This is a genomic window from Nonomuraea sp. NPDC050404 (assembly GCF_040655495.1).
In the GTDB taxonomy this organism is placed as follows: domain Bacteria; phylum Actinomycetota; class Actinomycetes; order Streptosporangiales; family Streptosporangiaceae; genus Nonomuraea.
In genome coordinates this window covers 831,279-844,549 of sequence record NZ_JBFAKB010000001.1, presented here as the reverse complement: position 1 = coordinate 844,549, position 13,271 = coordinate 831,279, and the positions used below count along the sequence as shown (strand labels likewise).

General features: G+C 69.7%; 11 protein-coding genes. 7 read left to right on the top strand and 4 right to left on the bottom strand.

The window, feature by feature from the left end:
• The first annotated feature begins 38 nt into the window (after positions 1-38).
• The 4 genes from pgi (at position 39) to AB0I81_RS03695 (ending at position 4,495) form a co-directional block, all read left to right on the top strand.
• A complete protein-coding gene (gene pgi, locus AB0I81_RS03710; protein ID WP_360649284.1) occupies positions 39-1,670 on the top strand; it encodes a glucose-6-phosphate isomerase in 1,632 nt (543 codons plus the stop codon).
• Between the two features lies 1 nt (position 1,671).
• Complete coding sequence (zwf, locus tag AB0I81_RS03705; protein ID WP_360649281.1) at positions 1,672-3,039, top strand: glucose-6-phosphate dehydrogenase; 1,368 nt, start codon at positions 1,672-1,674, stop codon at positions 3,037-3,039.
• 198 nt (positions 3,040-3,237) lie between these two features.
• Positions 3,238-3,591, top strand: coding sequence for a spore germination protein GerW family protein (locus AB0I81_RS03700; RefSeq protein ID WP_360649278.1), 354 nt, complete (start codon positions 3,238-3,240; stop codon positions 3,589-3,591).
• 277 nt (positions 3,592-3,868) lie between these two features.
• Positions 3,869-4,495, top strand: a complete 627-nt coding sequence (locus AB0I81_RS03695; RefSeq protein WP_360649275.1) for a LysE family translocator — start codon at positions 3,869-3,871, stop codon at positions 4,493-4,495.
• A 214-nt stretch (positions 4,496-4,709) separates the two neighbouring features.
• On the opposite strand, the gene AB0I81_RS03690 is transcribed toward AB0I81_RS03695, so the two are convergent.
• A complete protein-coding gene (locus AB0I81_RS03690) occupies positions 4,710-5,087 on the bottom strand; it encodes a helix-turn-helix domain-containing protein (protein WP_360649272.1) in 378 nt (125 codons plus the stop codon).
• 83 nt (positions 5,088-5,170) lie between these two features.
• Between AB0I81_RS03690 and AB0I81_RS03685 the strand changes: the two genes are divergently transcribed.
• Positions 5,171-6,037, top strand: coding sequence for an NAD(P)H-binding protein (locus tag AB0I81_RS03685; protein WP_360650182.1), 867 nt, complete (start codon positions 5,171-5,173; stop codon positions 6,035-6,037).
• A 234-nt stretch (positions 6,038-6,271) separates the two neighbouring features.
• Here AB0I81_RS03685 and AB0I81_RS03680 read toward each other — a convergent pair whose 3' ends face one another.
• Positions 6,272-6,994 carry a VIT1/CCC1 transporter family protein gene (locus AB0I81_RS03680; protein WP_360649269.1) on the bottom strand — a complete coding sequence of 241 codons (723 nt, stop codon included), beginning with the start codon at positions 6,992-6,994 and terminating at the stop codon, positions 6,272-6,274.
• Between the two features lie 251 nt (positions 6,995-7,245).
• Between AB0I81_RS03680 and AB0I81_RS03675 the strand changes: the two genes are divergently transcribed.
• Entirely contained in the window at positions 7,246-7,866 is a 621-nt protein-coding gene (locus tag AB0I81_RS03675; protein ID WP_360650179.1) for a Uma2 family endonuclease, read from the top strand.
• 15 nt (positions 7,867-7,881) lie between these two features.
• Here AB0I81_RS03675 and AB0I81_RS03670 read toward each other — a convergent pair whose 3' ends face one another.
• Together AB0I81_RS03670 and pulA are read right to left on the bottom strand one after the other, a co-directional pair.
• Positions 7,882-8,472 (bottom strand): hypothetical protein, encoded by a 591-nt coding sequence (locus AB0I81_RS03670; protein ID WP_360649266.1) that lies wholly within the window; start codon positions 8,470-8,472, stop codon positions 7,882-7,884.
• 252 nt (positions 8,473-8,724) lie between these two features.
• Complete coding sequence (gene pulA / locus AB0I81_RS03665) at positions 8,725-11,553, bottom strand: pullulanase-type alpha-1,6-glucosidase (protein WP_360649263.1); 2,829 nt, start codon at positions 11,551-11,553, stop codon at positions 8,725-8,727.
• A gap of 424 nt (positions 11,554-11,977) precedes the next feature.
• Here pulA and AB0I81_RS03660 point away from each other — a divergent pair, with 424 nt between their 5' ends.
• A complete protein-coding gene (locus tag AB0I81_RS03660) occupies positions 11,978-13,267 on the top strand; it encodes an extracellular solute-binding protein (protein WP_360649260.1) in 1,290 nt (429 codons plus the stop codon).
• Positions 13,268-13,271: the final 4 nt, after the last annotated feature.

The following is a 13,271-nucleotide window of genomic DNA, read 5'->3' as shown; positions in this document are numbered from 1 at the left end:
CGGCGACACATCGGTTTTGGCGACACGAGGAGGCACGCGTGAACGGCGACATCACCCAGAGCCAGGAGTGGGCGGCACTGGGCAAACACCACGAGGAGCTGGCGGGCACCAGCCTGCGCGAGCTGTTCGCGGCCGACCCCGGCAGAGCCACGCGCATGACCGTGACCGCCGCCGACCTCTACCTCGACTACGCCAAGCACCGCGCCACGCAGGAGACCTTCGGCCTGCTGACCGCGCTGGCCGAGCGCGCCGGGTTGCGCGAGCGGATCACGGCCATGTTCGGCGGCGAGCACATCAACGTCAGCGAGGACCGCGCGGTCCTGCACGTCGCGCTGCGCCTGCCGCGCGAGGCGCAGCTGGTGGTGGACGGCCAGGACGTCGTGGCCGACGTGCACGCCGTGCTCGACAAGATGAGCGAGTTCGCCGGGCGGGTCAGGTCCGGGCAGTGGCAGGGCGCCACCGGCAAGCCGATCGAGACCGTCGTCAACATCGGCATCGGCGGCTCCGACCTCGGGCCCGCCATGGCCTACGAGGCGCTGCGCGACTACGCCGACGCGGGCATCACGGCCAGGTTCGTCTCCAACATCGACCCGGCCGACATCACCGGCAACCTCGCCGGGCTCGACCCCGCGACCACGCTGTTCGTCATCAGCTCCAAGACCTTCACCACGCTGGAGACGCTCACCAACGCCAGGGTCGCGCGCCGCTGGCTGGTCGACGCGCTGGGTGAGGAGGCCGTCGCCAAGCACTTCGTGGCGGTGTCCACCAACGCCGCCAAGGTGGCCGAGTTCGGCATTGACACCGACAACATGTTCGGCTTCTGGGACTGGGTCGGCGGGCGCTACTCCTACGACGGCGCCATCGGCCTGTCCCTGATGATCGCCGTCGGCCCCGAGCGCTTCCGCGAGATGCTCGCCGGCTTCCACGCCATGGACGAGCACTTCCGCACCGCTCCCTTCGAGGCCAACATGCCGGTGCTGATGGCCCTGCTCGGCATCTGGTATACCGACTTCTTCGACGCCGAGACCCGCGCCGTCCTGCCCTACAGCCAGCGGCTGCACCGCTTCCCCGCCTACCTGCAGCAGCTCACCATGGAGTCCAACGGCAAGTCCGTGCGCGCCGACGGCACCCCCGTCACCGTCAACACCGGCGAGATCTTCTGGGGCGAGCCGGGCACCAACGGCCAGCACGCCTTCTACCAGCTCCTGCACCAGGGCACCCGGCTCGTGCCCGCCGACTTCATCGGCTTCGCCGAGCCGCACGAGGACCGCGAGGGCATGCACGACCAGCTCACCGCCAACCTCTTCGCCCAGACCACGGCGCTGGCCTTCGGCAAGACGGCCGAGGAGATCGCCGCCGAGGGCACCGCGCCGCAGATCGTGCCGCACAAGGTGATGCCGGGCAACCGCCCCACCTCCACGATCCTCGCGCCCAAGCTCACCCCCGACACGCTGGGCCAGCTCGTCGCGCTCTACGAGCACATCGTGTTCGTCGAGGGCACCATCTGGGGCGTCGACTCCTTCGACCAGTGGGGCGTGGAGCTGGGCAAGAAGATGGCCCTCGACCTCGCGCCCGCGCTGACCTCCGACGAACCGCCCACCAGCTTCCCCGACACCTCGACGGAACAACTCATCCGCAAATACCGGGAGCTGCGTGGAAGGCGTGTCTGAGATGGGAGAGGCAGGCGCGCTGGTCCTGTTCGGGATCACCGGTGACCTCGCGCGCAAGATGCTCCTGCCCGCGCTCTACCGCCTGAGCGCCGACGGCCGCCTCGACCTGCCGATCATCGGCGTGGCCAAGACCGACCTCGACCTGCACGGGCTGCGCGAGCACGCCCGCGAGGCGTGCGGCGGCGTGCGCGACGCCGCCTTCGAGCAGCTGGCCGGCAACCTGCGGCTGGTCACCGGCGACTACCGCGACCCCGCCACGTTCAAGGCGCTGCGCGAGGAGACGGCGGGCAAGGGCTTCCTCGTCCACTACCTGGCGGTGCCGCCGTCGCTGTTCTCCCCGGTCGCCGAGGGGCTGGCCGCCGAGGGCCTCAACCGCGACGCGCGCCTGGTGGTGGAGAAGCCCTTCGGCGAGGACCTCCAGTCGGCCCGCGAGCTCAACGGCGAGCTGCTGCGCCACTTCGACGAGGACCACGTGCGCCGGGTCGACCACTTCCTGGGCAAGGAGCCGGTCGAGGACCTCATGGTGTTCAGGTTCGCCAACACGCTGCTGGAGCCCATCTGGAACCGCTCCCACATCCGCAGCGTGCAGATCACCATGGCCGAGGACTTCGACGTGCGCGACCGGGGCGCCTTCTACGACGCCAACGGCACCATCCGCGACGTGGTCCAGAACCACCTGCTGCAGCTCCTGGCCATCCTCGCCATGGACCCGCCGCCGTCCACCGACGCGCGGGCCCAGCTCGACGAGAAGTGGCGGGTGCTGCGGGCGGTGCAGGCCATCGACCCCGCCGACGTCGTACGCGGCCAGTACGACGGCTACCTCGGCACCGACGGCGTACGCGCCGGTTCCACCACCGAGACCTACGTCGCGCTGCGCGCCTACATCGACAACTGGCGCTGGGCCGGGGTGCCCTGGTGCATCCGCTCCGGCAAGGGCCTGCCGACCACCGACCTGGAGATCGTGGCCGAGCTTCACCGGCCGCCGGTGACGATGTTCGGCGTGGACGGCGCCCCCGACAGCCCCAACCTCATCAGGTTCCGCCTGCAGCCCGACGCCGGCGTGACCTTCGACCTGCTCGTCAAGGAACCGGGCCGCCAGCACGCCCGCCCCGTCCCGGTCAGCGTCGACTTCACCAAGGTCCTCGGCCCGATGCAGGCCGCCTACGAACGCATCCTGACCGACGCCGTCAGCGGGGACCCGCGCAGATTCGCTCGATTCGACCTGGTGGAGGAGTCGTGGCGAATCGTGCAGCCGGTGCTGGACCTTCCGGAGACACCACTGCCGTACGCGAAGGGCTCCTGGGGCCCTGAGCCAGCGGCGCAGATCGCGCCGGGCGGCTGGCACGAAATCTCCACCACCTTCGACTGACCCCCGCCCCTGAGGACCCGCACGAAGCGCGGCGCACGAGGACCCGCACGAGGACCCGCACGAGGACCCGCACGAGGACCCGCACGAGGACCCGCACGAGGACCCGCACCAAGGGCGATTCGTGCGGGTTCGGGGTGGAGGCGGGGTGGTCGCCGCTTGATGTTCGACGAAGACGGCATCCGGGGTCACGATGGGGACATGGACATCATGGAACTGGTGGAACAGTCGAAGGACGCCGCGACCGTCAAGCGCGTCTTCGGCGAGCCGATCCAACACGGCGACGTCGTCGTCATTCCCGTCGCCAGGGTCACCCAGGGCGGTGGCGGAGGCCAGGGCCAGGGCAAGGGTGACAAGGGCGAGGAGGGAGGAGGCAGCGGGGGAGGCTTCGGCTTCGGCGCCACGCCGGCGGGCGTCTTCGTGCTCAAGAACGGCGACGTGCTGTGGCGGCCCGCCGTAGACGTCAACCGCATCGTCATCGGCGGGCAGGTCGTGGCGGTCGTGTTGCTGCTGACCCTGCGGACCATCTTCAAGAAGTGGCGCCGCAGGCGCTGACGGTACTCCCGGACGGCATCCGCGCCGATCGATCCGCTCGACAACGTTGAGCCGCCCGGCCACGCCCACCTGGCAACCGGGTTCAACCTGCCAGTACGGCCGACCTGGCCGGGCGGCTCCTTGATGACGGTCAGCCAGGCCGGTCGGCTCAGCGATGGTCCCCGGTCCCGCACCTCGTCCCGGTCCCGGCGGGGAGAGTGCTCGTCGGGAGGATGTCATGGGGACCATGTGCTCATGCACGTGATGCCGGAGGGTGGGTGCTCGTAGGGTGGACGGCATGAGCTCTATGGCACAGATCGTGGGTTTTGGCGGGGTTGTTCTGCTCGGGGCGATGGCGCCAGGACCCGACTTCGCGGTGGTGGTACGCCGCTCGGCCGTCTCGGGGCGCGGGCACGGCATGGCGGCCGCCGCGGGGATCGCGGTGGGGGTGTTCGCCTGGGTAGTGGCAGCGGCCACCGGCGTCGCGGCGCTCCTCGCGGCTTCCGCCGTGGCGTTCACCGTGCTCAAGGTGGTCGGCGCGGCCTACCTGTTCTACCTCGGGATCAAGTCGTTGCGCGCGGCCTGGCGCGGGGGTGGGAAGCTGGAACTGGACATCCCCGACCCCGGCGGGCGCGGCTCGTGGGCGGCGTTCACGGAGGGTCTGCTGACGAACGCGCTCAACCCTAAGGCGGCGCTGTTCCTGGTCGCACTGGTGCCCCAGTTCCTCGGCACCGGGATGTCCGTGCTCACGTTGTCGGCGGTGGCGCTGGCGGCGACGGTCGCCTGGTTCCTGGCGGTGGCCAACGTGGTGGGGTTGCTGCGCAAGGTGTTCGCCCGGCCCGCCGTCCGCAGGGTCGTGGACGGTCTGACAGGCGCCGCCCTCATCGGCCTCGGCGTCAAACTGGCCGCCTCCACCCGCCCTTAGCCATTTCGGCATTGGCATTGGCATTGGCGTCGGTGTCGGTGTCGGTGTCGAACAGGGCAGCTGCGCCCACCCCCTCAGGCTCTTCGGCGCCCGCCCAAATTGGCCGCCTGCGCCTGGTCCCTTAGGCGGGTCTCGGCATTGCAGCGGCTGTCTGCGCCCCTTTGGGTCCTCGGCGGATGCTCGTTTCCGCTGTCCTTCCGGCGGAGGGGTGCCGCTATCGGGAGCGCTGATCGTCACGCGCGGCCTCGAGATCGGATTGGTGCGCGAGCGCCCACAGGCCCAGGGCGCGTACCGGCTCCAGGAAGGAGCGGCCCAGGTCCGTCAGCGCGTAGTCGACCCGAGGCGGCACACTCGGGTGGAGTGTGCGGCTGATCAGCCCGTCCGCTTCGAGGGAGCGCAGCGTACGGGTGAGCATGCGGCGGCTGAGGCCCTCCACGGACCGGTCCAACTCGTTGAAGCCGTGCGCGCCGCCCGCCAGGACCGACAGGATCACGACGCTCCACTTGTCTCCCACCCGGCGCATCACGCTGGTCGCGGGGCAGTTCTCGTGCTCGAAGACCGTGACGGGGACGGTGATGGCGGCAGTGGACATGGATGTGCCTTCTTTCGGAGCTTTCGCCTGCTGGCCAAGATCAGGGTACGCACATCGACGTTCAAGGAGGATCCGTCGTGATCATGGTCAGCGGTGCGTCCGGACAGCTCGGACGCCTCATTGTCGGGCATCTTCTGCAGCGGGTGGACGCCGCCCGCGTGGTGGCGTTGTCCCGTACACCCGAAGCCGTCTCCGGCGTCGGAGTGGCCGCCCGCCACGCCGACTTCGACGATCCGGCCGGTCTGGCCGGCGCGTTCGAGGGGGCGGAGCGGCTGCTCATGCTCAGTGTGGGCGCGTTCGGAGGAGCGCCTCGCGGGCACGTCAACGCCATCGAGGCGGCGGTCAAGGCGGGGGTGGGTCACGTGATCTACACCTCCTTCGCCAGGGCGGGCGAACCGGGCCAGCCGCAGCCGCTCATCCAGAACCACAAGGAGACCGAGCATCTTCTGGCCGAGTCGGGGCTGACGTACACGGCGCTGCGGTTCAACCAGTGGCCGGAGATGTGGAATCTTGTGGGAGTGCCCGCCCTCGCCGTCTCCACCGGGGTGCTGCCCAGCAACGCGGGGGACGGGCGGGTGGGGCACGTCACCCGCGAGGACAGCGCCGCCGTGGCGGCGGCCGTGCTGGCGGAGGGTGGCTGCGAGGGGCAACTCCTGGAGGTCACGGGTCCGGCAGCGGTGACCGACGCGGACGTGGCGGACGCGCTTGCCCAGGTCACCGGGCGTCCGGTCCGTTGCGAGCAGGTCTCGGACGAGGATCTGGCCGCGGTGTTGTCCGGACGTGGGCTGCCTGAGATGTACGTCCAGGGGTGGACGGGACTGGGGGCGTACAAGCGAGAGGGCTGGTTCGACGTGACCACGCACGCGGTCGAACGCCTCACCGGCCGCCACCCCATGTCGATCGCCGACTATTTCGCTTCCCAGCACCCTGAGGCCCTGACCACCCCCTGACCAGCGCACAGCCCTCGATCAGTGCACGCCCCCTGACCAGCGCCCCCCAACCAGGCGTCGCCGGCGGCGGCCCACGCGACGGTCACGCTGTTCGGGGCGGGTGGCGCGACGGTTACGCCGAGTGCAAGGCGCGGGGCGCGGCCGTCACGCCGTTCTGGGGGAGTGGTGCCGTTGTCGCGTCGTTCAGGGGGTGCGGTTGTCGCGGTGTTCGGGGTGCTTTGCGCTGGGGGCGTTCTATGCGACGGTTACGCCGAGCAGGTGGCCCAGGCCGAATGTGACGGTGGCCGCGCCCACGCCCAGGGCGAGTTGGCGCAGGCCGCCCAGCCACCACGGCCGCGCCGTCATGACCGCCACCGCCGCCCCGAACCCGAACAGCGCCACCACGCTCAGGATCAGCGCCACCATCAGCCCGGACGCCCCGAACATGAACGGCACCAGCGGCACCAGCGCCCCCACCGCGAACGCGCCGAACGACGAGGCGGCGGCCACGTAGGGGGAGGGCAGGTCGTCGGGGTCGACGCCGAGTTCCTCGCGTACGTGCACCCGCAGCGCCTGCTCGGGATCGGCCGACAGCTCGGCGGCCACCCGGTCGGCCAGCTCGGGGTCGAGGCCGCGTGAGCGGTAGAGCGCCGCCAGTTCGGCCTGCTCGCCCACGGGATTGCGGGCCAGTTCGCGCCGCTCGACGGCGATCTCGGCCCGCATCAGCTCGGTCTGGGACTTCACGGAGGTGTACTCGCCGGCCGCCATGGAGAAGGCGCCGGCGACCAGGCCGGCGCATCCGGCCAGCACCGCTCCCTGCCCGGCGCCGGCCGCGCCCACGACGCCGGCGATCAACGCGAAGTTGGACACAAGCCCGTCCATGGCCCCGAACACCGCCGGCCGCAGCCAGCCGCCGGTCACGTCACGGTGGCCGTGGTGCTGCTCGGGGGTTTCCGGACGGACAAGCTCGATGGTCATAAATGCCCTCCAATTACGGACCTCTCCCTAAAAAGGTGGCATATCGAACGAAAGTTCGCAACGAAGGGGAGGCTTGCCTGACCTGCGCAATGTCGCTGAGAGTGTATGAATGTTTGCTAAGAGGTGCTGGGCGGGGTCAAGCGGCGGTAATGTCGCTGTGTCACTCGGTGTGATCGTCTGACCGCGTATGGCCGCGACCGTTCATGGCGTGCGAGACGCGGCATATGGAAGGTGGCGACGACGTGAGCGCAATGCCGATCGAGGGCTGGTTGGTGGCGCATCCGCCTCCCAGTCGCGCGCTCCTGTCCCCGCTCTCGGAAGCCACTGGCTACACCGTTGATGACTGGCTCAAGCTCCCCCAGACGGGGGAGCGCATAGAGTTGATCGACGGGAGTTTCGTGGTGCAAGGCGTGCCGGCCTCGAATGATGCCATTTGCGCGAAACGTTTGGTGCGCCTGCTCGATGACGCCGCGCCGGACGATCTCGAGGTGGCCGAAGCGGTGGGCACCCTGGTGGGAGGGGACGGGCTCATTTCGGACATCGTGGTCGCGGATGCTGAGGTCATGATCGCCGGCGAGCGGAAGATCTCTTTTCCCGAAGTCGTCGCAGTAGGCGAGGTCGTCAGCCCCGGAGTGGGCAACAGGAAGCGTGACTACGAGATCAAGCCACCCAAATACGCCGCAGCCGGCATCCCCACCTTCATACGCGTCGAAATCGAAGGTGACGGCGCGCCCTGGGTCGAAGTGTTCCATCTACGCGATGGGCGTTACGAACTCGCCACGGCAGCCAAAGCCGGTGAGATTCTCGTTCTCACTCAGCCGTTCCCCGTCTCCTTTGATCCGGCGATCCTGGTTGGCCGCCGCAGGCGCTGAACGGCGGCCCAGGGGTCAGGCGTGGGCCGGGGCCGGAGTGGCGGTGATCTCGGTGTCCTGGCCGCGGATCAGGGCCTCGCAGTCGGAGATCGTCTCCTCCAGCAGGCCGCGCAGCAACGCGTCCGGGTTCTGGATGCACGCCTGTACGATCCCGACCACTGCGAGTTGTACCGCGTTGGGTGCCGCGTACCGGCGGAAGCCCTTCTGGGTGATCCGGGCCGCGCGGCTGAAGCGCCTGGCCTGTTCGGCCGCGTGTGGCACCTCCTCCATGGCGAGCCGGCTGCGCTCGCTCAGCCGCCCGGACGGGGCGCCGTCGAGTCTGGCCAGCATCTCCTCGGCCGCGAGGACCGAAACCGCGAGGGCGAGCTGGCGTTCGGCGGCGGCCACCGGCAGGGCGGTGGTGGCGCAGCGCAGGGCGATGTGCGCGTCAACGCGCAGGTCGTCGCTGGCCAGCCCGATGATGGACGGTACGAGGTGGACGAGTTTGGCCCGGCTCGCGTCGCCGGTGTTGTCGTTGACCAGGCGGGCGAGTGCGGCCAGCAGCGGGTGCGTGCAGGCCGGATGGTCGCTCCAGCGCTCCCCTGCCAGGTAGGAGGCCAGCTCCATGAAACAGGCACCACGCTTAGGGTTGCGATGCCTGCCGCGGGAAAGGACCGGCATGTGATCAAGGTGATTGTCCACGGGTGCTCCACTGCTCCACGCGTTCGCCACGTCTCCAGCGCCGTCTAACCAGACTGTCTAACGAATCTGCCTAACCAGTCTGCGCCGGAGTGCGGCTCAATGCCAGTGATCCGGGATGTTCTGAATGAACGTTCCCGCTACCCGCCACAGTCACACTCACACCTCCCCGCAAACCACTCAAAACACCTCACGTTGTACGAAGACCGCGACCGTACGGGCCGGGACCGTCAGCGTGCCCGTGGCGGGGTCGAACGACGACTCGCGCACGACCGGGTCGTCCGAGCCCGCCTGTACGGGATGCAACGCCACCTCATGCCCCGCCAGCGACGGCATGGCTTGGGCGTGCGCAGAAGGTGTGGCGTTGAAGACGACCGTGACCGACTTCCAGCGCGGGTCGAGACCGCCGGTGTCCACCCGCATCGCGATCACTCCCTCCGCCGAGGCCGGGAACGACAGCCGCCGCTGCACCTCGGCCAGCGACCCCAGCGCGAACGCCGGCGACGACGCCCTGATCCGCAACAACTCGCCGTACCGGGCCCGCGCGGCGTTGATCGACGCGCAGCCGGGCCGCAGCGCAGGGTCCGCGAGCAGCGGCCGGGCATAGGGCCACTTGCTCTCGTTGTCGGCCCGGGGCGGCAGGCCCGCGCCGAAGCCGTTGCCCTGCGCGCAGTCCCACAACAGCCGGTTGAACCAGTCGCCGGAGTCGTAGGAGTTGCGGTCGAGCGACTTCGAGCGCAGCCGCTCGGAGCCCGCGTGCACGAACGTCGTCCCCTGCGACAACACCGCCGTGGCCAGCGACAACGCCTGCATGCGTACCCGGTCGGCCATCGGGGTGTCCTGCGGCAGCTTGTAGGCCAGCGCGTCGAACAGCGTCTCGTTGTCGTGCGCGTCCACGTAGGTGACCGCCTCGCCGGGAGCGGCCGTGTACCCGGCGGGCGAGCCGTTGTAGTCGATCTCCGAGCCCTTCCGGCCCGACGGCAGCACGTAGTCGCGCAGGTTCCCGGTCAGCCCGACCCTGATCAGGTCGGAGTAGTTCGCCAGCCGCGCCCGCTGCTGCCCGGCGTCGCCGTTGGCGGGCGATCCGTTGGGCGCGCCGGCCAGCCCCGAGCCGAAGCCCTGCACACGCGGATCGGCGTCGAACGGGCCGCCGCCGCGCACCGCGTCCCGCAGCCGGTCGGTGAACGTGCCGATGCCGGTGCCGGCCAGGTTCGCCTGGGTGGCCTGCTCGAACCTGGTGTCGCCGGCGACCTCGCCGAAGTTCCAGCCCTCGCCGTACAGGATGATCGACCTGCCGTCCACGCCGTCCTTCGCCAGGGTGAGCCGGTCGAGTGCCCGGCGGACGGCGATCATGTTCGCCTTCGGGTGGTGGCCCATGAGGTCGAAGCGGAAACCGTCGATCTTGTACTGCTTCGCCCACGTGACGACCGAGTCGACCACGAGCCTGCCCATCATCAGGTGCTCGGGCGCGGTGCCGGGGCAGCAGGTGGAGGTGGCCACCGTGCCGTCCTCCAGCAGGCGGTGGTAGTAGCCGGGCACGATCGGGTCGAGCACGCCGGTGGAGTGCGTGTGGTTGTAGACCACGTCCATCACCACGCGCAGGCCCGCCCGGTTGAGCCCGGCGACCATGCCGCGGAACTGCCTGACCCGGTCGTCCGGCTCCGTCGCGTACGAGCCTTCCGGCACCGTGTAGTGCAGCGGGTCGTAACCCCAGTTGAAGGAGTCCCTGGCGGCCGTGCGCGTCACGCACTCCTGCTGCAGCTCGGAGTCGGGCGGCAGCGCGGCCAGGTCACCGCAGGCGGGCTCGGTCCTGTCGGACCTGCGCTCGGGGATCGTGGCCAGGTCGAAGACGGGCAGCAGGTGTACGTGCGTCAGCCCGTCGGCGGCCAGCGAGCGCAACTCGCGCATCCCGGCCGTGTCCTGGCGGGCGAAGGCGGCGTACGTGCCGCGCAGCGCGGCCGGCACGCTGGCGTCGGAGGCGGAGAAGTCGCGCACGTGCAACTCGTAGATCGAGGCCCGGTCCTGCGGCATCGCCGCCGGTTTGGCCAGCCGGTCCCAGCCGGGCGGCTTGAGCGGGGCGGCGTCCAGGTTGACGAGCCTGCTGCGTACGCCGTCGGCGGTCACGTCCAGCCCGTACGGGTCGGTGACCTCGTTTGTGACGACTTTTCCGGCCTTGGGGGAGTAGACCGTGACCAGGTAGGTGTACTCGCGGTCCAGCCAGTTCGGCAGCCCGCGCACCGACCACACGCCGCTTTCCCCGTCGCGCCGCATCCCGTGCAAGCTCCGGCCCTCGCCGTCATTCCCGCCGCTGTCATTCATGCCGTCGTCATTCGCGTCGCCGTCCGGCCGCGTGTCGTCCACGGCACGGCCGCCGCGTCCGTACAGGGCCAGTTCGACCTTCTGGGCGGTCGGCGCCCACAGCGCGAGCCTCGGGATCACCCGGCCCGACGGGCCCAGCGGGGCGGTGGCGGCCTTGGCGTACAGGTCGTCCAGCACCCCGGGGATCTGCACGCCCGTCGCGCCGGCCAGCGCGCCCGCCGCGTCCCGCGCCACGGCCACCACCTGGCCGCGCAGCGCCTGGCGGACGAGGCCGGCGTCCCGCTCGTCCACCTTGAACGCCTGGTAGGAGGCCAGGTGCGGCCACTTGGCCCGCTGCTCCCGGCTGAGCGTGCCGGGGACGAGCCTGATGAGCCGCACGTCACCGGTCAGGTCGCCGCCGCCGATGGCGATGTCCCCCTTGGCGCTGAAGGCCAGGAAGTGCCGCAGCGACGGGTCCGCCCGCCAGGCCACCGTGCCCCGGTCGATCCAGTGGGCCCTGGCCTTGCTCAGGTCGGTGTCCGCCTCGCCGCTCAGGGTCTTCGCCCCCTCAACCCGCTGCCTGCGGTCGTCCTTCCCGTCCGCACGGCCGGCAACCGCCGCCGTGGCCGGAGCGACGAGGGCGGAGATGAGCAACAGGGCCGCGCAACCCGTGCTCAGCAGCCGGTACGCGGGAGGTGATGGCCAGAGCACCGGGACCTCCACGAGATTCGCGGTATCGAGGGTGTTGCCCGGAAGTTACTCAGCCGCCCCGATCTTTGCAAGGCTTTCAGGAAATTTCCGAAACGTCCAAACCCGATTCTGGCCCGCACGCCAGCAGACGCGCGGCTCCCGGAGGTTCACAATGGCGATCGTCCTCCGTCTTGAACTGCGAAAACGCCGTGAGAGACGAAGGGTCGCGACGACGATCGATCATGTAACAACTTGCAGAAACCTTGCGTCGCCATCTACCGGCACGCCACACGGCGGCGTAACCTCCGGCTTACTCCGACGACCGAGCAGGCGACCAGCAGACGACCGAGCAGGCGACCGACGAGTCAGACGACCGACGAGTCAGACGACCGACGAGTCAGACGACCGACGAGTCAGACGACCGAGCAGTTGTGAGGAGCAGGACATGCGACGAGTTTTACCGGCCGCGGCGGTCGTTGCGGCATTCGCGCTGGCGGTGTCCGCCTGTGGCGGCGGTGGTGGCGAGCCCGCCGCGTCCACCGCGCCGGTTTCCGATCCGTCGAAGGTGAGCGGTGAGGTGACGTGGTGGGACACGACGCGCCCGGAGAGTGAAGGGCCGACGTTCCAGGCGTTGATCAAGGAGTTCCGGGCGAAGTATCCGCAGGTCAAGGTCAACTATGTGAACGTGCCCTCGGACCAGGCGCAGAACCAGTTCCAGACCGCGGCGCAGGCCGGGACGGGAGCGCCCGATGTGATCCGTTCCGAGGTGGCCTGGACGTCGCAGTTCGCCTCGCTCGGCTATCTGCAGCCCTTGGACGGCAGTCGCGCGGTGGACAAGGCCGAGGACTTCCTGCCGGGGCCGTTGAGCAGCACCAAGTACAACGGCAAGACCTACGCGGTGCCGCAGGTCACCGACACGCTCGCGTTGATCTACAACAAGCGGCTGCTGAAGGAGGCCGGGCACGAGGAGCCGCCCAAGACGATCGCCGAGCTCAAGCAGGTCGCGCTCGACGTCAAGTCCAAGACCGGCGCGGCCGGGCTGGCGCTGAACGTGGACGCCTACTTCCTGCTGCCCTTCATGTACGGCGAGGGCGGCGACCTGCTCGACGTGACCAACAGGAAGATCGTGGTCAACTCCCCGGCGAACGTAAAGGCGATGGAGACCGTCGCCGACCTGATCAGCTCGGGCGCCGCCCCCAAGCCCGCCACCACCGAGAGCTACGCCAACGCCATGACCGCGCTCAAGGAGGGCAAGGCGGCCATGATCTACAACGGGCCGTGGGCGCTGTCGGAGATCTACCAGGGCAAGGAGTTCAAGGACAAGGCGAACCTGGGCATCGCGCCGGTCCCGGCCGGTTCGCAGAAGGCGGGCTCGCCCACGGGCGGCTGGAACCTGGCCATCTACGCCGGCTCGAAGAACATCCCGGCCGCGCAGGAGTTCGTACGCTTCATGACCACGGTCGAGGCGCAGGCGAAGATCGCCAAGGAGATCAGCCTCCTGCCCACCCGCGAATCCGCCTACGCCAACTCCGACGTACAGGGCAACTCGGACGTTGCGGTGTTCAAGCCGATCATGGACACCGCGCTGCCGCGCCCGTGGATCCCGGAGGGCGGCCAGCTCCTCCAGCCGCTGCTGGAGGGCTACCAGTCGCTGGTCGGTGGCACGTCGGCGCCCGCGGACATGCTCAAGCAGGTCGATGAGCGCTATCGCGGGATCATGAAGGACTGGAGCTGACCCG

Bases quoted from the DNA above. Each gene is read 5' to 3' on its own strand.
- AB0I81_RS03695 (WP_360649275.1), top strand. From the start codon at position 3,869: ATGAGCTCTATGGCACAGATCGTGGGTTTTGGCGGGGTTGTTCTGCTC.
- AB0I81_RS03675 (WP_360650179.1), top strand. From the start codon at position 7,246: ATGCCGATCGAGGGCTGGTTGGTGGCGCATCCGCCTCCCAGTCGCGCG.
- AB0I81_RS03670 (WP_360649266.1), bottom strand. From the start codon at position 8,472: ATGGAGCTGGCCTCCTACCTGGCAGGGGAGCGCTGGAGCGACCATCCG.
- AB0I81_RS03685 (WP_360650182.1), top strand. From the start codon at position 5,171: ATGGTCAGCGGTGCGTCCGGACAGCTCGGACGCCTCATTGTCGGGCAT.
- AB0I81_RS03680 (WP_360649269.1), bottom strand. From the start codon at position 6,994: ATGACCATCGAGCTTGTCCGTCCGGAAACCCCCGAGCAGCACCACGGC.
- AB0I81_RS03690 (WP_360649272.1), bottom strand. From the start codon at position 5,087: ATGTCCACTGCCGCCATCACCGTCCCCGTCACGGTCTTCGAGCACGAG.
- AB0I81_RS03660 (WP_360649260.1), top strand. From the start codon at position 11,978: ATGCGACGAGTTTTACCGGCCGCGGCGGTCGTTGCGGCATTCGCGCTG.
- AB0I81_RS03700 (WP_360649278.1), top strand. From the start codon at position 3,238: ATGGACATCATGGAACTGGTGGAACAGTCGAAGGACGCCGCGACCGTC.
- zwf (WP_360649281.1), top strand. From the start codon at position 1,672: ATGGGAGAGGCAGGCGCGCTGGTCCTGTTCGGGATCACCGGTGACCTC.